The organism is Tumebacillus algifaecis (genome assembly GCF_002243515.1).
Taxonomy (GTDB): domain Bacteria; phylum Bacillota; class Bacilli; order Tumebacillales; family Tumebacillaceae; genus Tumebacillus_A; species Tumebacillus_A algifaecis.
On record NZ_CP022657.1, the window covers coordinates 1,130,871 to 1,150,543 of the forward strand.

Genomic DNA, 19,673 nt, shown 5'->3' on the forward strand with positions numbered 1-19,673 from the left:
ACCCTACGCAGTGGTGCGCAGAGTGTGAACGGTAATCTCCGGACGGGTGCCGAGGCGGACATTGAGTCCAGCTTGGCCCATCCCGTCTGAGATGTAGATGTTTTTGCCAAACACATGATGGGAGCCGGAGATCACATTCGATTTTGGCAACTCGCCCATCGGAAACAGCTTGAATGCGCCGGGAATCTTAAACTGGCCGCCGTGTAGATGGCCGGAGAGCATCAGATCGAACGCGTGCTCCTCCATCTCCAGCACGATGTTCGGGTCGTGTGACAGCACGAGGTTGATGCCGTCTTCCACACCGCGAAACGAGCGTGGGATGTCCGATTTGCCAAGGCAGAAATCATCGATGCCGATAATGTTCAGGCGCTTTTCGCCAAACAGGATCGACTCGCTCTCATTCTCCAACACCTTCACACCTTTGGCGCGGATCAGCTCGCCCAGATGCTCGATGCGGTCGCCAAGGTAGTGATCATGGTTGCCCCAGACCAGCCAAATGCCATGTTTCGGCTCTGTTGCAACAATCGCGTCCAAATAAAGCATAAATTTGTCCAAGTTCTTATAGTTATCCAAATAATCACCCGTCATCACGATCAGATCCGGCTTCGCGTCTGTGATGGCATCGACCAATCGGGCCGGGGAGATCGACTGACGCTCCATATGCAAATCGGATAGCTGCACGATGCGCAGTTCCGCAAATCCTCCATCCTTCTCAAGGGTCATCTCGACTTTACGGATGACCGGACGGAACGTGTTCCAATGCGCATAGGACAACACTAGCACAACAGCTACAGCCACAATCATCAATAGGTAGAACATCGAGAGTCACCTTCTTTCACATCATTTCGTTTGTGGATAAGTGTTATGTCAACAAGAACTGATTTTAGCACGACATCTAGCAAGAAATCGACCCACAAAACTTGGAGGAGAGTCCGGATGAAACAAGTTTGGATGCAAAGCTACAAGCACGATGGACGCGAGCACCGCAAATGGGTCAAACTGTATGAAGTGCCCGGCGAGAAAGGAATCTACTGGATCGATCCGGATACACCTGTCGTCGAAGCCGATGGCTCCGAATGGTCCAGTCCCTTTCCGGTCATCTACTGGCTACATCCTGAAAAATGGTACAACGTGGCGATCCTTTGTAAAGAGACGGGAACTGGTTATTACTGCAACATCGCCTCTCCGGTCGAATATGACGATGAACACCATCTCTACCGCTTCATCGATTACGACGTAGATCTGATCGTCAACGAAGATGGCGTCTACGAGGTGGTAGACGAAGAGGAATTGACCGAACACGCCCATGCTATGAAGTACCCACAGGAGATTCTGCACAAAATTGCCGAGGCGACGGCCGAACTGGTCGCGCTGTTCGAAGCGCAGGAGGGGCCGTTCGACCCCGAAGCGCGGGCGCGCTGGACAGAAGCGTGGCTCGAGGCAACCTCTTGACGCATGACTTTGTCCCTCTTCACAAACACTAGTTCAGAAGCAGTCGATGAAGAGGTGAAAAAATGGAATTTGTCAACAAACAGGTACTCGTCGCAGCGTTTTCGAGCTATCAGAACGCCCATAACGCCATGCAAAAACTGCACGGCGCAGGAATCAACGATTTTACCGTTTTATATCTGCAAAAAAATGGTGACCAAAACGGTGATGGCGTTGAAGGTTTCTACCCATCGATCACCCCGAACATCCAAAGCGTGATCGATGGACCGGTCCAAGGGGAGATCGAGGCCCCGCAACTTTTTGTGCTCCCCGGTCATAACAACCAGCGCACACAAGTCGGGATCGAAGACCGCCTTGAGTCGTACGGTGTTCCTGAGTCTACGGTAGACCAATGCACCGCCCAGATTGAGGGTGGAAACGTTTTGGCTGTCATCCGTGACAGTGAACGCATGGACAACATCAGCCAATTGCTCAAAGCGGAGACGGACTTCGTTCAGCTCGTCTAAGCAAAGCCTGCCGATTCGGCAGGCTTTTTTTCATCAAGATGGGGCACCCTACATGACAACGAAGGAGTGTGATAGCAGATGACCAAGTTCAAAACGATTCTCACAGCCACAGCGCTTGCCGCTTTGACGATGAGCGCTACTGCCTATGCGGGAAACGAACACGGCGCAGTCGATTCGGACATCGTACATAGCCACCCTGCCGGACATGACCATTCATCCCATCAGCACCAGCACAAAGCACCACAAAAACAGCTTGGCGAACTTGAGAAACAAGCGCTCGTCGATGCAGGCATCGATCTCAAGCAACTGCAGGTCGCTCATGAGCAGATCCGTGTCGAGTTCGACAATTTGCGGGCGCACAGCAACGCAATCCATGAAAAAGTGAGCGCTGCCAAAGACGAAAAACTGCAAGCTCAAGTGAAACAAGATCTTGAGAAATTCCGCTCGATCATGCAGCAGCTGCAAGTGAGCAAACAGGAGTATCGCACACTCAAGCAGGAGCTTCGCACTGCGGCCGAAGCGAAAGACAAGTCGAAAATCAAAGCGACCTTCGCCAAACTGCAAACGAGTCAACAAGACGTGGTCAAACTGCTCCAAGCTGCTGACAAAGAGCTACAAAAAGAGTTGACCAAACTCCAATAATTCATCATTCCGAAGAGCAGACCAGCCGATCCAAATTTGGATCGGCTTTTAAATTTTATTTTATATTCAAACGAGATGAAATTTCTTTACCTAATCATAGGTAAATAAGATACAATCTATTAGAGATGAAGAATTTTACTCTTGAGGAAAGGAGGACCACCATGTCGAGACTGCACTGGAAACAAAATCGCTTCCTGCACATCACACTCTGGCTCATGCTGGCGGTCGGTGTGGGGATGATGCTGTTGCCTCGTATCGATGAGTGGATTCAAGAGCGCAAGCAAAACCAACTCTTGACCGAGTGGACGAAAGAGTTGCGTTCATCGGAGGAGCAGAGTACCAAGCTGGAATCTTCTGCTTCGGTGAACGGTTCACCACATGCAGCTTGGAAAGAGATTGATGGAGTTCCGGTGTTGGGTACGATTGCGATCGACAAAATTGCGCTTCGTGAAGCGATCGTAAAAGGTGCCGATCCAGAGTCGTTAGATCTTGGCATTGGTGTAGTGGAAGCGGATCGTTTTTCCGGGCAGAACGATCATCTCGTGCTGGCGGGACACCGCAGTTTTAAGCCTGGAAAGCACTTTAACCGTTTGGGGGAGTTGGAGCGAGGCGATCGAATCTTGATCGAAACTGCTGAAGGCACAGTTGCCTATGCGGTCAAAACATCGTTTTTGGTAGAACCAACCGATTTGAGTGTTCTGAATTCCCATTCTGAGGAAGCAGAATTGACTCTGATCACTTGCCATCCGATGCGCAATCCAACTCATCGGTTAATCGTGAAAGCATCCCAAGTATTTTAGATGAAGGAGTAATGATGATTGTGAGAGGGAGAGGGAAAGCAAGTCGGCTAGCGGCAGTGTGGATGTTGATTTTCATGCTGCTGATCCAAGTGGTAGCCCCACATAGCGCCTTGGCAGCTGGGGGAACGGCCAATGGGATCGTCGTATCGGTAGCGCCGAATAAAGCGGAGGTCAAATCGGGGGAAGAGATCACTTTCAGCATCAACTACAGTGTCTCGAGTACCATTGCCGATTTTGTCAATCCGGTGATTAAATTTCCGATGCCAGCGGGGGTCACCTTCACGGCAAGTTCGGACAGTTCGATTACGACAAGTTCATTTAACAACATCACTCGGGAAGTGTCCTTCCGATTTAAAAACGGGGTTCTTCCGCCTGGTACGACTGGTCAATTGTCTGTCAAAGGGATGTTTGACAACTACACAACGTTGGATGGAACGACTGCGCCAATTAAAGCCACCTTTGAAGCGAAGGTTAATGGCGAAGATGTGACGAAAGAATCGAATGTGGCGACCGTTAAGGCCAAGGCATCCGCCGTATGGTCGATCGAAAAGACGAAAGTCCGCCCGATTCCCGATCCGTTCAAAGGGGCGCCAGTCCATTATGAAATTGAACTGAAGGATGTGGCACCCACTGCCACTGGCCGATTGAACATCACCAATTTGAAGGTGATCGATAGGTTGCCACCGGGAGCGGTATTTATTTCGGCAACGCATGGTGGGCAATACGATGCGGTGGACAATGTGGTGGAATGGGTGTTACCAGATAACACGCAAGATATTGTGCGCTTGACCGTCGTCGTTAAATATCCAAGTAGTGTCACTGCGACGGAAGTTACAAACCTAGCTGGATTTTTCTATACGCCACTTGGGCATTCGGGCGAAGTGAGAAAGGAAGCGAAAGCCAAGCACGGTTTTAACGAGTTTCCGTACGATAATGGGGCAGGTCTGGAAAAGTGGACCAATCTGAGCCTACGGGAAAGATCGCCTGGTGAGATGGTCAAGTTCCATATCTCCGATATTGTGAATAACTCAACCGGTGAAATGGAGTCTGTGGTGATCGAAGATATGACGCCGAAAAAAACCAATTCGGGCAGGGATCTCGACTTACGCTTGCAGACCATCAAAACGGCCGTTTTGAAGGATGTTGAAGAATATGATGTGTACTACACGCTCAAGGCAAATCCGACGACGGATAACGACTGGCAACCCCTTGAGGAGAAAGTGGATGCTTCTGTTGCAACGATCATCGATGTCAGACCCTACGGGGATGTCAAAGGGATCCAGTTCCGCATCGGCACCATGCCGCTCACTTTTAGGCAAAGCACCGATTTTGAACTGGACTATTTAATCCCAGCCGACTTTGTCGTGCCGCTCGATGATTATGAAGTGGTCAACAATGTAGCCAAAATGACTTATAAGTTCAATGGAGTACCGAAAACGAAATCTGACAATACCGTTTTTAATATTGTCCCTAAGCGCCCCTTGATCAAGGTCCTGAAATCGAGCAGCAAAACTTCACTCAAACCGACCGATGAGACGACCTATACGATCAAAGTGACGAACTCAACGTATAGCAGCGCTGATCTGGTTAACCCCGAGGTTATCGACCTGTTGCCGGCAGACCTCGAATATGTGGAAGGCACTTGGACGGCTCAGATGCTAGACTCGAACGGGAATCCAGATCCCGCCGGGATGCCACATCTCCCCATGTTTGACTTGGAGCCGCAACTGGATGGGGTTACGAAGTTGACCTGGAAATGGGATCAAGATCAGAATCCAGTCACTTTGCCGATCGAGAAAGCGATCATCGTCAAGTTTGATGCCAAGGTGAAACCGGGAGTTCAGAAAAAACAGATTCAAAACAAAGCTCTGATCTCCTCTCCGAACTATCTGAACAGAGACGACTTTAAAAACAAAGAATTAGACCAAAACGGCCAGCCCATCCAACCTATCCACAACAAAAAGGTCAACGGTGTGTATACGGTTGAACAAACGGTAAACATCAGCGTTGAAGAATCCGCTGCGTTGCAAGCGGAAATGTGGATCAAAGGTGAACTGGACACCGAATGGAGCAAATATCCGGGCAAAGGTAAGACCACACCGGGCGGACGTGCGATGTACCGCTTGGAAATCACAAATGTCGGGAATGTACCGACAAAAGAATTGAGTATTGTCAATACGTTCTCCCGCATTGGAGATCGCGAAGTGCTGAACGCTTCAGTGCCTCGCGCTAGTCAGTGGGGACCGCTTTTGACTGGAGAACTTCAAGTTCCCAGTTATGTGACACCTTATTATTCGACAACGTCGAGCATCGTGATGGACAACAGAACTGGTGATGATAACGGAGAGTGGCTGCCGACTCCACCGACAGACCTCACCATGGTCACCGCGGTCAAGTTCGTATTCGATCCCGACTTGGTGCTCAATCCGTTGGACGATAGTATCAAAGACAAAAGCAACAAAGACAAAAGCATAAAATTGGAATGGCCGATGGTCGCACCGGTCGGGGCACCGACTGGTGGACAAACAGCATGGAACTCGTTTGCTTACAAAATGAAAAAAGCGGACGGAACACCACTCCTGCCGGCCGAACCGTACAAAGTCGGCATGACGATCGCCAGCAATCCGAAAGCGAGCATCGGCGATTTCGTTTGGTTCGATGCGAATGAAAACGGGAGTCAAGATGGTGCAGAAGCGGGTTTGAATGGGATCAAAGTCGAACTGTACGATGAACTCGGCAACCTGGTGTCCGAAACGCGCACTGGGTATGACTATTCAGGTCTACCGGGCCCCTTAGGTAAACCGGGTGCCTATCTGTTCCCCAATCTAGAGCCAGGCAGATACCGAGTTGTTTTCGCTTCCGATTCATCAACCTATGAAAGTGTTGAAACCGATTGGATCACGCTAGGGGCTGGCGACCATCATCTGACGGCCGATATCGGATTGGGTTTGAAAAAGGGCAAGATCGGCAGTCGGGTATGGTTGGACAGCAATGGAAACGGCGTGCAGGATGTTGGCGAGATCGGTGTGAATGGGGTCAAAGTTGAACTCTATTCTGACACTGATCCAAGCAAGCCGCTTGCTACCACGACGACCGCCACATTGAATGGGATAGCAGGTTCGTATTTCTTTAATAAGTTGCCTCCAGGCAACTATCGCCTCAAATTCACGCCATCCAATGCGTACCTGTTCACAGAGCGGGAGAAGAGCGGAAATCCCAACGTTGATTCGGACGTCTTCCCGGCCGATGGGTTTACTGCGATGCTTGCTCTGGCGCAAGGGCAGGAGATCATGACGATCTTCGCTGGCTTGCTCGAAAAGCCTCGTGGATCGATCGGTGACTATGTCTGGCTGGACACGAATGGCGACGGGATTCAAGATCCGTCCGAGCAGGGCATCAACCAAGTCAAAGTTCAATTGTATGACGAAGGGCACAATCTGATCGACGAGACGCTGACGGCCACTTTTGCCGGAAAAGCAGGCTACTATCGCTTCGATCAAGTTTTAACCGGAAAGTATTACGTACAATTCATCCTTCCAGGCACGGCAACTAAGCAATCGGCGGGCAACAATCGTGCGCTCGATTCTGACGTCGATCAGAACGGCCGCACCGCGGTGTTCACGCTTCAACCTGGCGAGGTTCTCAATCAGATTGATGCGGGTGTCTTAGGCTCCGTAATACCGCCTGTCAACCTACCTGGAACGATCGGCGGTAGGGTCTGGATCGACTCGAACGCCAACGGATTGCAGGAAGTGGACGAGCCCGGGCAAAATGGTGTCACCGTCGAGCTGTACAATGATGAAAACAAACGTATCGCTTCGACGACGACAAGCAATTATAACGGGAAGCCGGGCTACTATCGATTTAATCAGATCCAACCGGGTCGTTATCATGTGCGCTTCCTGTTGCCTGACGACACGTACTCGTTTACCGAAGCTCTTGTTGGGGCAGGACTCGGGAATGATTCGGATGCCGATGCTGACACGGGACGTACCGCTTCGTTCCTGCTTGGGATCGGGGAGGAAATCCTGACTGTCGATGCGGGTCTGATCGGACTTGATCAGTTCGAACTTGGCAGAATCATGAGTTTTGTCTGGCTTGACAGGAATGGGAACGGGATTCAGGACCCAGATGAGTTGGGGATCAACGGCGTGCGCGTTGAACTGTACGATGAGTTTGGTAACCTGGTCGCGGTGACGACAACGACCACCTATCAAAACAAGCCAGGATACTATTCGTTCAGCAATCTGCCGAAAGGGAAGTACAAATTGAAATTTATCCTTCCTGACGGTTACGCGCTTACAGCAGGAGCGAATGGAAGTGACGTGCTCGATCTGGCGGGATGGTCAACCACCATCGATTTGAAAGCTGGTGAAGTGAATCAATCGATCAGCGTTGGATTGGTCATCTCACAGGCTCCTGGCAATGGTAATGGTAATGGTAATGGTAATGGTAATGGTAATGGTAATGGTAACGGTACTGGCAATGGCAATGGCAATGGCAATGGCAATGGCGGGACTGGGCAAGTGAAACCTGGTCAAACGCCTGCTCCGGGGAGCACGCTCCCACAAACGGGCGAACAAGCGCCGCTCATGCCATGGTTTGGGCTGGTATTGTGCTTGCTTGCAGGAAGCTTGCTGCTCATCCGCAAGAATGCCTAACTCGAAAAGCTTCTTCTTCGTTTCATGCGAAGAAGAAGCTTTTTCTCATTCTTTCATGCTATACTTACTCTTAAGACCAACTACCAATGGAGGTACACACATCATGACCACACTCAGCGGCAAAACAGCGCTTATCACCGGGGGCTCCCGCGGGATCGGCAAAGCGATCGCCATCAAACTGGCCAGCGAAGGCGCGGATATTGTCATCAATTTCTTTCGTAACCGCAAGCCTGCCGAAGAAACCAAAGCGCTCATCGAAAGCATGGGACGCAAATGCCATATCATCAAAGCGAACGTCGGGGATCTCGACAAGATTCATTTGCTTTTTGACGAGATCAAAGAGACGATGGGCGGTCTCGACATTCTGATCTCCAATGCGGCATCGGGCGTTCAACTCCCGGCGATGGAAGTTGAAGAAAAACACTGGGACTGGACGCTCAACATCAACGCCAAGGCGTTGCTGTTCCTCGCGCAGCAAGCGGTTCCGCTCATGGAGCAACGCGGCGGAGGCGCGATCGTCTCGATCTCATCGCTTGGCAGTCGCTTCGCCTTGAAAAACTATACCTGTGTCGGCACTTCCAAAGCAGCCCTTGAGTCGCTCACACGCTATCTTGGTGCGGAGCTGGCAGCGAAGAACATCATCGTCAACGCCGTTTCCGGAGCGGCCGTCGATACGGATGCGCTCACCCATTTTCCGAACCGCGATGAAATGATCAGCGATGCGGTCAATCGCACTCCGGCTGGCCGCATGGTCACGCCAGAGGATATTGCTAATTCTGTGCACTTCCTCTGCACCGATCAAGCGCGCATGATCGTCGGCCAAACGTTGATCGTTGACGGTGGCTTCTCGCTGATCGGCTAGCTGGCATTTGACCTTCACCCCGTACTTCGTTAAACTGAAACCAAGAACGCACTACATACGAGGTGATCTCAATGCTTACCGAAGCACTTTTTCGCTCCAACGAATTTATGGTCATCCAAGCGGCAGTAGCTGCTGCCAACTTTGCCATCGGTGCCTTTACCATTGAAAAACAAGGCCAAGAGGCGCTTGGTGATACGGAACGTGCAGCTCGCATGCAAGGTGCCATCGATAAAGCGAAAGCGGACCGTAAATTCGCGCTCTCCCTGTTTGACACGCATCTGCGAGGCGAATTCAACACCGAAGCAGATTTCAAAACAGTGCTCGACATGGTGCACAACTACAACTCCTTGATCGATCACTCCTTGATCAACTCCCGTGCGGCATTCCTTCCGCTCGGCGCTGTGCCGGAGATGCGCAAAGATCGTTTCGAAGAACAATAGGACCAGCCTGCGGGCTGGTCTTTTCACTTGTTTCTCAATCATCTAAATGATAAACTACCACTGTAGTTAGAAGAGAAGGGAAAGTGGTGCAATTCCACTGCAGCCCCCGCTACTGTAAACGGCGACGCGCTCACGATAACCATTGTCCAATCGGATGAGAAGGGGTGAGAATTGCGGTAGACCCGTTAGCCAGGAAACCTGCTTCTAACCGTAGTCCTTTGGTGCTTTCGGCGGGAAGGTACAGGAACCGGGTGATATTCTCATGGCGATCCCTAGCGATGGCTGGTTGACCCTGATCCTCTACACCTTCAACTCCTCCCTGAGCGGCAGGAGTTTTTTTATGACCACTTTTCATTTCGAGAGGAGAATATTCATGAAAAAGCGTTTGGCAAGCATCCTGCTCGCCACCTCACTCTTGATCCCGCAAACGGCTGTGCTCGCGGCGGATGATCAAGCGACAGTCAAAGTCCGTGTCGTCGGACTGAACGGCCTGTACAAAGAACAAACTGTTCATGTCGGTCAAACTGGTTTTAAAAACACAGTCGGTGAAGTGATCACCATGCAAAAACCGACGACGATGGGTGCACTGGTCACGCTGCTTGATCAAGAAAAGCTGACCTACGAAGCGAAAACGGTTTCTTTCGGCTCCTACATCAGCAAAATCGACACCCTCGCTGAAAAGACCCTTAACGCCAATTCCGGTTGGTCGGTCTGGGTCAACGGCCAAGCGCCGAACTTGTCGGCCGATGTAGCCGAGATCAAAGATGGCGACGAAGTGGTCTGGGGTTACTATGACTACACCCAAACCCTCTTCCCGCAAGTCAACTTCTCGACGACCACACCCAATGTAGGTACCTCGTTCACAGTCAAAGTCACTGCGGAACAGACCACCTATGACGAAGAGTGGAACCCGACCGTCTCCACCGTAAACATCGATCAAGCGGCCGTCCACCAAGCGAATAGCGCAACGCAACTGGCTTTGACCAATGCTGAAGGTGTCGCGACGATCGAAGCCAAGCAAGCAGGTCTGCTCCAACTGCACATCGACAAAACGGATGCAGCAACAGGCGTGCCGCAACTGATTCGTACCGGCACCTTAAACGTGCTCGTCGGCAACCCGAACGCCTCTTTCAACGACTTGGCTGGCTATAATTGGGCCGAATCGTCGATCCTGAACCTCGCCCGAAAAGGGGTGGTCATCGGAGCTGGCAACAACGATTTCCAACCGAAGCGCGCTGTCACCCGCGCTGAATTGACGAAGATCCTCGCCCTTGCAAACGGCGACCTTTCCTTTGGCGGAACCGCATCGTTCCGTGACGTGGCCGACAACAACGGCTATAAATCTTTCATCCAAACGGTCGTGCAAAGAGGGTATATGAGCGGCGATCAAGCGGGCACGTTCCGTCCTGATTCGGGCCTCACCCGTGAAGAGTTGGCCGTCGTCCTCGTCCGCTTCTCCGGCCTAGAACTGTCGAATACCAAAAACCTGGTGCCTTTCAGCGACAGAGAAACTGTCAGTGACTGGGCACAGCCGTATGTCAAAACCGCTTTTGACAAAGGTCTGATGGCTGGCGATGCAGAAAACACCTTCCGTCCGCAGGCCACCGCTTCGCGTGCTGAAGTAGCAACTGCTATCGTCAATGTCATGAACAAACTCAACAAGTAGTACGCTGTACGGGAGAGGCTCTGCAAAGAGCTTCCCCGTTTGCTACTTCTGCTTATATGAATGAACAGGAGGAACAGGTATCATGCAGTTCACGAAACGTCTTGGACTTTTTCTTGCGCTTGCCTTCTTGGTCACCGCTTGTGGCAGCGAAGAGTCAAAACAACAAGTGGGAAAGCTGCCCGAACAAGTCGTCCAGCTCCCGGAGCAAGAACAGACTCAACAGGAAGCGGAACAAACAGACCAAGAACCTCAACCGCCTGATGACAAAAAAGAAGCGGAACAGCAGCCAACCACCGATCCGGCTACTCCGTCCAAGCCTGCTAACGAAGCTCCGGCATCCAACGGCACCTCAACCCCACCTGCGACATCAACCAAAACGCCAAGCGGCGGGGAGCAACTAAACCATCCACCCCACCAAAAAAACAGCCTGCAGGCAACTTCAACATGTTTGTCACCCACAATTTTGGTGCGGCCTCTGTGTACAACCAAGCGGTTGATTACTACAGTGGTGACACGGTGATGGACGTGATGCGCACCCGTCTCGAAATTGAAACGGCGTATGGGGGCGGATTTGTCAACAGCATCAACGGGGTCAAATCGGGCTACACGGACAAATCGATCTTTACCCGCAAAAAACGCGACTGGTTTTACTACGTCAACGGCTCGATCTCCGGTGTCGGGGCCGATGCTTACAACGCCAAAAGCGGCGACACTGTCTGGTGGGACTACCACGATTGGTCGGGCAACGGCTCGACCACGCCGAGCGTGGTCGGCGCGTATCCGCACCCGTTCACTGTCGGCTATAACGGGGCGATGCCAGGCACTATCATCTATTACAGCGGCGGCCACACCGAACAAGCGGAACGATTGGCCGTCTCCTTGCGCAGCAAAGGGGCGAAAAACGTGCGTCATGAAGCGTTCAGCAACCAAAGCCTGACCGAAAACACGACCAACGCTATTTTGCTCGGCACTTGGTCCGAACTGGAGGCGAATTCGTCCGTTCAAGAACTGTTCAGTACCCCGACTCGAACCGGCATCTATGCCAATTTCGAAAACGGTGCGGTCAACCTGCTCGACTACACGGGCGGCGCATCGGGCCAAACGGGGCAAGCGCTGGTCGCAGCGACCGGAACGGGCAATGGCGACACCACTCCGACATGGTTTTTGATCGGTCTTGACGTCCCCGCCCTCGATGCGGCGGTCGGCACTTTGGTGAATCCCGGAAACAAACTGCGCGGGAAAGTTGGCGTCGTTTTAAGCGGCGGCACAGCGATCGGAGTTCCAGTCGCACCATGAGGCTCGAACGATTCCACGCGGCGACGCTCTCGATCTATCCGCTCCTGCTGATCGTGCTTGCGATGATCACGCAACACCCGCTCTACCTGACCGCTTTGCTTGTGGTCACTTGCTTAGCGTTGCGAACGGCAGGGGGAGCGAAGACGTTCATCAAAACGATGCGCTACACGTGGCCGATCCTGCTGATCATTCTGCTGATCAATGTCTTGATCTCCAAAAACGGAGCGACCGTTCTTTATGACGGCCCGCGAATTCCGGTGTTCGGAGCGCTGCGAATCACGCTGGAAGCCACCTTGTTCGGTCTGATCATGGTCTTGCGCCTGTTGATCGTACTGGCCGCCTGCAGCCTTTACCTCGCATGGCTCCCCCCAGACCGGGCGCTGGGGCTGATGGCAAAATGGGCTGGCCGATCGGCAGTTGTCGCTATGTTGACCGCCCGACTGATTCCCTACCTCACCGAGCAGGCCAAGAGCGTCGGAGAGGTGATGCAGACACGCGGTGTGCGCTTTCAGGAAGGCAGCACTCGTCAGCGCCTGCAAAAACATGGCCGGATGCTCAACGTCCTGCTCATCTCTTCGCTGGAAGGATCGTGGCAGGTCGCCGAAGCGATGGAAGCGCGCGGGTTCGGATCACGCCACCGCAGCTCCTATACACGGGAAAAGTGGCAGCGAAACGACCTGCTGGCAGGAGTGGCGATGTTCGTCGCCGTACTTGCGATGCTGGTGCTCGCAGGAGCTGGCGCGGTAGCTTATGAGTTCTACCCGCACTTGACACCGCTGCTTGCCGCTGGAAGCATCACGTGGGTCGGTGCGCTTGCACTGGCTCTCTTGCTCGCCATCCCACCTGCGCTGGTACAAAGGAGAAAGAACTAGATGGCATCTTCAGACCTTCGACTGACCAAGCTAACCTACTATTATCCAGATACTGACCGACCGGCGCTCGATGACCTCACATGGGGCGTCGAGCGCGGTGAGTTTGTCGTGCTTGCAGGTCCTTCCGGTTGTGGCAAATCAACGATGCTCCGTGCACTCAACGGTCTCGTCCCCGAATTTTATGGCGGTAAGATCGCAGGCACCGCAACGTTTCGCGGCGTCAACTTGACCGATTTTCCAGAGCGCGGGATCGCTCGCCACATCGGGATGGTCTTTCAAGACCCGGAAAAGCAGCTCGTGATGTCTGAGGTCGAGCGTGAGATCGCGTTTGGCCTCGAAAATTTGCGCATCCCGCAAGCGGAAATGCGCCGCCGCGTCGCGGAAGTCATGTCCTTCTTCGACTTGACCCCGCTTCGCCGTCACAAGACGGCAGACCTTTCCGGCGGGGAAAAGCAGAAAGTCGCGATCGCGTCGGTGATGGCTTTGCAGCCTGACGTGTTGCTGCTCGACGAACCGACCTCTCAGCTCGACCCTGGTACGGCCCAAGAGATCTTAGACCTGATCAAGCGGCTCAACGAAGAGCTGGGTCTCACCGTCATTCTCGTCGAACAGCGTCTCGACCGCGTCTTGCATCTGGCCGATCGGGTTACGGTGATGTACGGAGGGCGCATCGAATATGACGGCGACCCGCTCGGATTTGCCCATCATGCGGCAGATCGGCGCAATGAACTATTATCACCTGTGACCAAGCTGTTCGTTGAAGCTGGCTCCCCGCACCGGCCCTTGACGGTCAAAGCGGCGCGGCAACTTGTCACCGCACAGTTCCCACCGCAACCGCTGGCACCGACCCCCGTTGAAAAAAACGGTTGGGCAGCATCTGTTCGCAACTGGCTAGGCGCGCGCAACAGACAGGAGGAGCCGCCTGTCATCCTGCGCGCCAAAGATGTTCGTTTCGCCTATCCAGAAGGGGAAGATGTGTTAAAAGGGATCAATCTGGCGATCGGCCAAGGAAGGCTTACGGCGATGCTCGGTGCGAATGGCACTGGCAAAAGCACGCTGTTCCGCCATTTTTCTTCCCTTGTCAAACCTACTGCGGGGAAGGTTGAAATCGACGGACGGAACAGCAAAGACCTCGATCCTGCCGATCTGGCCGGAGTGATCGGATATCTTTCACAAAACCCGAGCGACTATCTGTTTCATGACACGCTATGGCAAGAGTGCCAGTTCTCACGGCAACTGATCGGACTGCCGACAACAGGGGAGGAGGCCGAACGTGAAATCGGTGCGATCCTGAGCAGTCTTGGCCTGCTCGAACAGAAAGATCGCAACCCTCGCGATCTGAGCGGAGGGGAACGCCAGCGCGCCGCACTTGCGACCGTGCTCGTGCAACAACCGAAGCTCCTGCTGCTCGACGAACCGACGCGGGGCCTCGACAGCGGTCAAAAGGAGAACTTGGGCAAGTGGCTCCACTCCTATCTGTTACAAGGCGGAACGGTGCTTCTGATCACGCACGATGTAGAATTTGCAGCCGAATATGCCGATTGGGTCGTGCTGATCGACGATGGGATCGTCGCAGCAGAAGGCACCCCACAGCAGATGCTGACCCGCGGCATGTTTTACGCCCCGCAGGTCGGGCGCATCTTCCGCGGAGTGGCCGAGCATGTGGTCACCTTGCAGGACGGCATCCAACTGCTGCGCCAAGGAGGAACGAGCGAATGAGACATGTTGTTGTTCCTTGGCACTCGATAGTCGCTTGCTGCGGCGGTGCAGAGCAGTTCGGTACGATGCGCGATGTTTTCGTACAGCCCTTTGCTCGTGCAAAGGAGGAGCTATGAAGCGCAAACTGCTCTCTGTTCTCCTGATCTTGGTCACGGTGGGGCTTGCTTGGCTGGCTTATGCGCTGTGGCCGAGCGAAGATTTAAATTGGGCCGTGACTTCGTTCGTGTTCTTGCTGCTCGCGCTCGGCTTGTTCTACCTGCGTTTTGAGCGGGCCAAAGTGTCCTCCAAAGAGATGGCCTTGATCGCTTCCTTAGCGGCGCTGGCTGTGGTGGGGCGCATCATCTTCGCACCGTTTCCCAATTTCAAACCGACCAGCTATCTGATCTTGCTCGCAGGCTACGTCTTTGGCCCACGCGCCGGATTTATGGTCGGTGCGACGGTGGCGGTCATCTCCAATATGTTTTTCGGGCAAGGCCCGTGGACTCCGTGGCAGATGATGGCTTGGGGGCTGATTGGTGCCACAGCCGGGCTTTATGGCAGGTGGCGTGGGGAGAAGGTACATCCGCTCGAACTCGCCGTTTTTGGAGCTGTCTGGGGCTTTCTGTTTGGCTGGTTCATGAATACGTGGGTCTGGCTGACCACCTTCTATCCGCTCAACCTGACAACCTTTCTGGCCGCCAATGCGGCAAGCGTTTGGTTCGATGTGTCCCACGCAACGGCGAACGTGCTGTTTGCGCTGTTGCTGACCCGCTCCTTTTTACCGATTCTCTATCGTTTCCGAAAAAAACTGACCACGACTTCGTTGGAGGTGCAGACCGATGTTGAAACAAAAAACTAAAACGCTGTTCTTGACCGCATTGGCGCTGGCGATCACCGCAACGCCGCTGCAAGCGGCAGGCCCGTCAACTCCGGCCGAATACCGGGATAGCGCGATCTCCTACCTGCATAGTTACTTATCGAAAGGCGAATCCCCGTTCCGCTACGTCATGGATTGGCCTGCGCTCACCTTGTATGCGGCAGGGGAATCACCGACGAGTGCCAAGTGGACGACAGCCGCTGGACAAAACGGTGTGACGTGGCGCGAAGCAGACCTCAAGAAAAACTTGAACATTACCGATGCGACCACCGACTTTGAGAGCACGATGCTCGGCGCCCTCGCAGCAGGCAAAAATCCGCGCGCCTATGGACGCCGCGACCTCGTACAGGCGGTGCTTTCCGCTCAGCAGACGAACGGAAAATTTGCCGACACGATCTATGGGGTTGGCGATGAGCTGCTCAATGCACACATCTACGGGATCATCTCGCTGTACGCAGCAGGCGTTGAGATTCCGAACAAACAAAAAGCCACCGACTACCTGCTGTCCAAACAGCATCGTGACGGTGGATTCAACTGGGCCAACGGGATGGATCGCTCCAACCCGGATGTAACGGCGATGGCCCTGATCGCGATGAATGCGCTCGGCCTTGCGCAACAGCACCCAAATGTGCAGCAAGCGCTGACCTATCTCAAACAAAACCAGAGCGAGCAAGGCGGCTTTAAAAGTGAAGGCGTCGAGAATCCGGACAGTTCGGCCATCGTCACAGAGGCCTTGCTGATGTATAAGATCGACCCGATTTCCTGGAAAAAAGGCAGTGGGGACGTGATCTCCAACATGCTCAACTACCGGAATGCGGACGGTGGTTTTGCCTATAGCAAAGGGGGACCTTCCAGCGTCCTCGCCACCCAAAACGTCGCGCTCGCGCTCTCCGACTCGATCAAAGGCGAATCGGTCTACAGGCAGTTACACGAGCAGTACGCAGGGAAATCGAGCACATGGCAGCCGGTGTTCCCCGACTTGCCGTTCTCTCATCCCTATTACAAAGAGAACATCCAGATGGTCAATCTCGGTGTGGTCGTCGGCCACCCGAACGGCACCTACGGCCCGAACGACAACGTGTCCCGCGAGCAGTTTGCGACGATCATGGTCAACGGTTTGCACCTGCAAGATCAGCTGGGCACGAAGATTACGAAATTCCGCGATGTCACAGCGGATCGCTGGTCCAATCCGTACATCCAAGTCGCTTTCAAAAACAAGTTTATCATCGGTACGTCCGACACTACGTTTGACCCGAGCGGCAACGTGACCGGGGCACAGGTCATGGCCATTTTGGTACGGATGTTGGGGTTGGAGAGCGAAGCGTTGTCTCGTCCCAACCAGAAGAACTGGTATGATGGTCACATTCAAGTGGCAGCGGAGCAGGGACTGTGGTATCCGGGATTTGACCCGAAAAAGAACGCGTCTCGCGCGGAACTGAGCTATTCCTTCATTCGCTATTACGAAGCACAAGCTAAAAAGGGAGCGTCCAACTAGGACCCTCCCTTTTTTTCGTGGATGACGGTGCGATCAGTCACTCACCCGTTCAAGATTTCCTTGGTCGTCCAGTTTAAAACGCGGCTTGTATCCTTGCTGTTCGAGTTCCAAAATCTTTTTGGCACGATCCATGATCTCAAGCAGTGCTTTCGAATCTTCGCCGAGCAGATCGTTCGCCACGCGGGACAGCGGTTTTTCACCGTTGCGCAACTGGTCGTTCTCTTCGGTCAAACTGCCGACTTGTCCTTGCAGTTCCTCGACGCGCTCTTCGAGTTTGCGCGCTTTTTCCTGCAGATTAAAAAAATCGCGCTCATGATTTTTCAGCGCACGGATGATGCCGTCGATCGAGGGATCTTCAAGGTCAGGGCCATATACGCGTCGCTGTTTGGCTTGCTGGCGGATGGAGAGCCGTTCTTTTTTTGCCAGTTTCGCCTCTTTGATTTTGTCCTCATACGTTTTGCGAACGACACCGTTCCATCGATATCCGCATGCGGCCGGCGTACGTCCGAGCAGGTTGGCCGATTCTACGAACGCGTTGAGCTGCGTGCTGCCTTCTCGTATATGACGCAGAACGATCTCGGCGAGTTTAAGATCGTCCTCGGGTGTCCATGCGTCGGAACGTGTGGTCCAACGTTCTACAGTTTCCATCAATATCGCCTCCAAACTCGTATATTATCTGTATGTCCCGTAGTTGGGAGATTGATACACTTTCATCCACGAAATTTAGGTGATTACTCCATTCATATGAAAGACTTTGCTCATTCTGTCACTTTTCTTAGTGGAAAACGAGAAAAAGTTTTTCTATACTTGGACATAGGGAGGGATAGCGATGAAGAACACGTCACGGAAACTGATTGCCCTCGATTTGGACGGCACATTGTTAACGAAGCAAAAGGTGATCTCACCGCGCACCAAGCGGGTTCTCGAAGAAGCGAAAGGCATGGGCCATCATGTGGTGATCGCGACGGGACGACCACCGCGAGCGAGTCTCGCCTACTATCATGAGTTGGAGCTTAGCACCCCGATGGTCAACTTTAACGGTGCGTTGGTACACCATGCCACCGATCTGAACTGGGGACATCACCATTTCCCTTTGGAACGGGAAACGGCGCTCGATGTGCTCACCGTCTGTGAACGATATGGCATCGACAATGTGATGGCTGAAATCAAAGACGACTACTATTTGAAACAGCACGATGACAAATTTATGCGCATTCTGGCGGACGGTCGTGCGCCGCTTGGGGTGGGGCTGATTCACGATCTGTTGCAGGATCACCCGACTTCGCTGTTGATCCAAGCGCAGGAGCAAGCTGTCAAGGAGCTGCGAGCTCATCTGCACGAGCACCATGCGCACGTGATCGAGCACCGCTACTGGGGTACGCCGTGGAATGTGATCGAAGTGATGAGAGCGGGCGTGAACAAAGCGACCGGACTTGCGCTGATTGCGGAGAGCCTTGGTGTAGCGCGGGAGCAGGTGATCGCGTTCGGTGATGAGGACAACGATTTTGAGATGATCAAATATGCGGGGACAGGTGTTGCGATGGGCAATGCCAACCCGGAACTCAAAGCGCTGGCCGATGTGATCTGCGACACGAACGACAATGAAGGCATCGCGTTGATGTTGGAGAAGCTCCTCTAAGAAAGAAGGCCAATGTACAGGACTGTACAGCGGCCTTCTTTTGTTTGACACGCGGTATCTAGCAGTTGCGCCGCGTTCTGCTTGGCTGACAAAGGTGATCTTTATGAACAGCGAGCAGACGATCGCCTGAGCGATGGACGATGACAGGGTTGGGTTTCTCTTGCCACAGAGCGCGATCGCAAGGTGCCTATTTCTTGCGCAGGTGTGACGACGAGGCTGGTAGGCGAATATCTTGGCAAGGAACGACCTGTTCGCAAGGGAGGACTTCGCCGATGTATTACAGCTACTACTGGCCTGTTAAATATGCCGCTCAAAAGGAGCAGCGTGTGAAGAGCGCGCCTCCGTTTCAAGATCAGCATCGCTTTTTGCAAATGACCCTGCAAGCGATCTATAACGAGCGCGAGGCACAATTGTTCTATCGAGCCTTAGAGGATCGGGCCATCACGCCGTTCCAAAAACGGCAGATTCGCCACGCTCATGATGATGAGGTCAAGCATGAACGTAAATTGACCAATTTGTACAAAATTTTGACCGGTCATCCCCCGCACGTGCGCAATCCTAGCCCGCCGGAGATCCCCGACTTTCAAGTGGCAGTCCGCAAAGCGTTCGAAGATGAATTGGAAGCGGCCGAAATGTATCGCACCATGTACCTGATGACCCACTTGCAGTGGGTGCGCGATCTCTTGATGGAACTGATGACCGATGAGTTCGAGCATGCCAACCGCTTTGCTTTTATTCGAGCTGAGTTGTAGATGAACGAGAAAAACCCC

General features: G+C 53.2%; 18 protein-coding genes and 1 riboswitch. Of the genes, 16 read left to right on the forward strand and 2 right to left on the reverse strand.

The window, feature by feature from the left end; all coding sequences use genetic code 11:
* Positions 1-3 precede the first annotated feature (3 nt).
* Positions 4-819, reverse strand: coding sequence for a metallophosphoesterase (locus CIG75_RS05085; RefSeq protein WP_094235674.1), 816 nt, complete (start codon positions 817-819; stop codon positions 4-6).
* Positions 820-936: 117 nt separating this feature from the next.
* On the opposite strand from CIG75_RS05085, the gene CIG75_RS05090 reads away from it, so the two are divergent.
* The 14 genes from CIG75_RS05090 to CIG75_RS05150 all read left to right on the forward strand — a co-directional run bounded on the left by CIG75_RS05090 (position 937) and on the right by CIG75_RS05150 (position 17,264).
* A complete protein-coding gene (locus CIG75_RS05090; protein ID WP_157729390.1) occupies positions 937-1,452 on the forward strand; it encodes a DUF402 domain-containing protein in 516 nt (171 codons plus the stop codon).
* Between the two features lie 62 nt (positions 1,453-1,514).
* Positions 1,515-1,955, forward strand: a complete 441-nt coding sequence (locus CIG75_RS05095; RefSeq protein ID WP_094235676.1) for a hypothetical protein — start codon at positions 1,515-1,517, stop codon at positions 1,953-1,955.
* Positions 1,956-2,033: 78 nt separating this feature from the next.
* Positions 2,034-2,597 (forward strand): hypothetical protein, encoded by a 564-nt coding sequence (locus tag CIG75_RS05100; protein WP_094235677.1) that lies wholly within the window; start codon positions 2,034-2,036, stop codon positions 2,595-2,597.
* A gap of 161 nt (positions 2,598-2,758) precedes the next feature.
* The gene (locus tag CIG75_RS05105) at positions 2,759-3,397 is read left to right on the forward strand and encodes a class D sortase (RefSeq protein ID WP_157729391.1); all 639 of its coding nucleotides are present in this window, start codon (positions 2,759-2,761) and stop codon (positions 3,395-3,397) included.
* Between the two features lie 62 nt (positions 3,398-3,459).
* Positions 3,460-8,058, forward strand: a complete 4,599-nt coding sequence (locus CIG75_RS05110; protein WP_172844413.1) for an SdrD B-like domain-containing protein — start codon at positions 3,460-3,462, stop codon at positions 8,056-8,058.
* 103 nt (positions 8,059-8,161) lie between these two features.
* On the forward strand, positions 8,162-8,920 hold the full coding sequence (gene fabL / locus CIG75_RS05115; RefSeq protein ID WP_094235680.1) for an enoyl-[acyl-carrier-protein] reductase FabL: 759 nt from the start codon (positions 8,162-8,164) through the stop codon (positions 8,918-8,920).
* Positions 8,921-8,991: 71 nt separating this feature from the next.
* Positions 8,992-9,360 carry a hypothetical protein gene (locus tag CIG75_RS05120; RefSeq protein ID WP_094235681.1) on the forward strand — a complete coding sequence of 123 codons (369 nt, stop codon included), beginning with the start codon at positions 8,992-8,994 and terminating at the stop codon, positions 9,358-9,360.
* A gap of 47 nt (positions 9,361-9,407) precedes the next feature.
* Positions 9,408-9,580: riboswitch (cobalamin riboswitch) on the forward strand.
* Positions 9,581-9,733: 153 nt separating this feature from the next.
* Positions 9,734-11,026: an S-layer homology domain-containing protein gene (locus tag CIG75_RS05125; RefSeq protein WP_172844414.1), complete on the forward strand. Its 1,293-nt coding sequence runs from the start codon at positions 9,734-9,736 to the stop codon at positions 11,024-11,026.
* Positions 11,027-11,108: 82 nt separating this feature from the next.
* Positions 11,109-11,546, forward strand: a complete 438-nt coding sequence (locus CIG75_RS20595) for a hypothetical protein (protein ID WP_157729392.1) — start codon at positions 11,109-11,111, stop codon at positions 11,544-11,546.
* On the forward strand, positions 11,504-12,322 hold the full coding sequence (locus tag CIG75_RS05130) for a DUF4430 domain-containing protein (protein WP_157729393.1): 819 nt from the start codon (positions 11,504-11,506) through the stop codon (positions 12,320-12,322). The genes CIG75_RS20595 and CIG75_RS05130 overlap by 43 nt, the downstream gene beginning before the upstream one ends.
* Positions 12,319-13,194, forward strand: coding sequence for an energy-coupling factor transporter transmembrane component T family protein (locus CIG75_RS05135; RefSeq protein WP_094235684.1), 876 nt, complete (start codon positions 12,319-12,321; stop codon positions 13,192-13,194). The genes CIG75_RS05130 and CIG75_RS05135 overlap by 4 nt, the downstream gene beginning before the upstream one ends.
* Positions 13,195-14,913: an ABC transporter ATP-binding protein gene (locus tag CIG75_RS05140; protein ID WP_094235685.1), complete on the forward strand. Its 1,719-nt coding sequence runs from the start codon at positions 13,195-13,197 to the stop codon at positions 14,911-14,913.
* 112 nt (positions 14,914-15,025) lie between these two features.
* On the forward strand, positions 15,026-15,751 hold the full coding sequence (locus CIG75_RS05145; RefSeq protein ID WP_157729394.1) for an ECF transporter S component: 726 nt from the start codon (positions 15,026-15,028) through the stop codon (positions 15,749-15,751).
* On the forward strand, positions 15,732-17,264 hold the full coding sequence (locus tag CIG75_RS05150) for an S-layer homology domain-containing protein (protein ID WP_094235686.1): 1,533 nt from the start codon (positions 15,732-15,734) through the stop codon (positions 17,262-17,264). The genes CIG75_RS05145 and CIG75_RS05150 overlap by 20 nt, the downstream gene beginning before the upstream one ends.
* 33 nt (positions 17,265-17,297) lie before the next feature.
* Here CIG75_RS05150 and CIG75_RS05155 read toward each other — a convergent pair whose 3' ends face one another.
* Positions 17,298-17,912 carry an RsfA family transcriptional regulator gene (locus tag CIG75_RS05155; RefSeq protein WP_094235687.1) on the reverse strand — a complete coding sequence of 205 codons (615 nt, stop codon included), beginning with the start codon at positions 17,910-17,912 and terminating at the stop codon, positions 17,298-17,300.
* A 181-nt stretch (positions 17,913-18,093) separates the two neighbouring features.
* Between CIG75_RS05155 and CIG75_RS05160 the strand changes: the two genes are divergently transcribed.
* Positions 18,094-18,903, forward strand: a complete 810-nt coding sequence (locus CIG75_RS05160) for a Cof-type HAD-IIB family hydrolase (protein WP_094235688.1) — start codon at positions 18,094-18,096, stop codon at positions 18,901-18,903.
* A 272-nt stretch (positions 18,904-19,175) separates the two neighbouring features.
* Positions 19,176-19,655, forward strand: coding sequence for a ferritin-like domain-containing protein (locus tag CIG75_RS05165; RefSeq protein ID WP_094235689.1), 480 nt, complete (start codon positions 19,176-19,178; stop codon positions 19,653-19,655).
* Positions 19,656-19,673: the final 18 nt, after the last annotated feature.

Bases quoted from the DNA above. Each gene is read 5' to 3' on its own strand.
- CIG75_RS05085 (WP_094235674.1), bottom strand. From the start codon at position 819: ATGTTCTACCTATTGATGATTGTGGCTGTAGCTGTTGTGCTAGTGTTG.
- CIG75_RS05090 (WP_157729390.1), top strand. From the start codon at position 937: ATGAAACAAGTTTGGATGCAAAGCTACAAGCACGATGGACGCGAGCAC.
- CIG75_RS05095 (WP_094235676.1), top strand. From the start codon at position 1,515: ATGGAATTTGTCAACAAACAGGTACTCGTCGCAGCGTTTTCGAGCTAT.
- CIG75_RS05100 (WP_094235677.1), top strand. From the start codon at position 2,034: ATGACCAAGTTCAAAACGATTCTCACAGCCACAGCGCTTGCCGCTTTG.
- CIG75_RS05105 (WP_157729391.1), top strand. From the start codon at position 2,759: ATGTCGAGACTGCACTGGAAACAAAATCGCTTCCTGCACATCACACTC.
- CIG75_RS05110 (WP_172844413.1), top strand. From the start codon at position 3,460: ATGTTGATTTTCATGCTGCTGATCCAAGTGGTAGCCCCACATAGCGCC.
- fabL (WP_094235680.1), top strand. From the start codon at position 8,162: ATGACCACACTCAGCGGCAAAACAGCGCTTATCACCGGGGGCTCCCGC.
- CIG75_RS05120 (WP_094235681.1), top strand. From the start codon at position 8,992: ATGCTTACCGAAGCACTTTTTCGCTCCAACGAATTTATGGTCATCCAA.
- CIG75_RS05125 (WP_172844414.1), top strand. From the start codon at position 9,734: ATGAAAAAGCGTTTGGCAAGCATCCTGCTCGCCACCTCACTCTTGATC.
- CIG75_RS20595 (WP_157729392.1), top strand. From the start codon at position 11,109: ATGCAGTTCACGAAACGTCTTGGACTTTTTCTTGCGCTTGCCTTCTTG.
- CIG75_RS05135 (WP_094235684.1), top strand. From the start codon at position 12,319: ATGAGGCTCGAACGATTCCACGCGGCGACGCTCTCGATCTATCCGCTC.
- CIG75_RS05140 (WP_094235685.1), top strand. From the start codon at position 13,195: ATGGCATCTTCAGACCTTCGACTGACCAAGCTAACCTACTATTATCCA.
- CIG75_RS05145 (WP_157729394.1), top strand. From the start codon at position 15,026: ATGAAGCGCAAACTGCTCTCTGTTCTCCTGATCTTGGTCACGGTGGGG.
- CIG75_RS05150 (WP_094235686.1), top strand. From the start codon at position 15,732: ATGTTGAAACAAAAAACTAAAACGCTGTTCTTGACCGCATTGGCGCTG.
- CIG75_RS05155 (WP_094235687.1), bottom strand. From the start codon at position 17,912: ATGGAAACTGTAGAACGTTGGACCACACGTTCCGACGCATGGACACCC.
- CIG75_RS05160 (WP_094235688.1), top strand. From the start codon at position 18,094: ATGAAGAACACGTCACGGAAACTGATTGCCCTCGATTTGGACGGCACA.
- CIG75_RS05165 (WP_094235689.1), top strand. From the start codon at position 19,176: ATGTATTACAGCTACTACTGGCCTGTTAAATATGCCGCTCAAAAGGAG.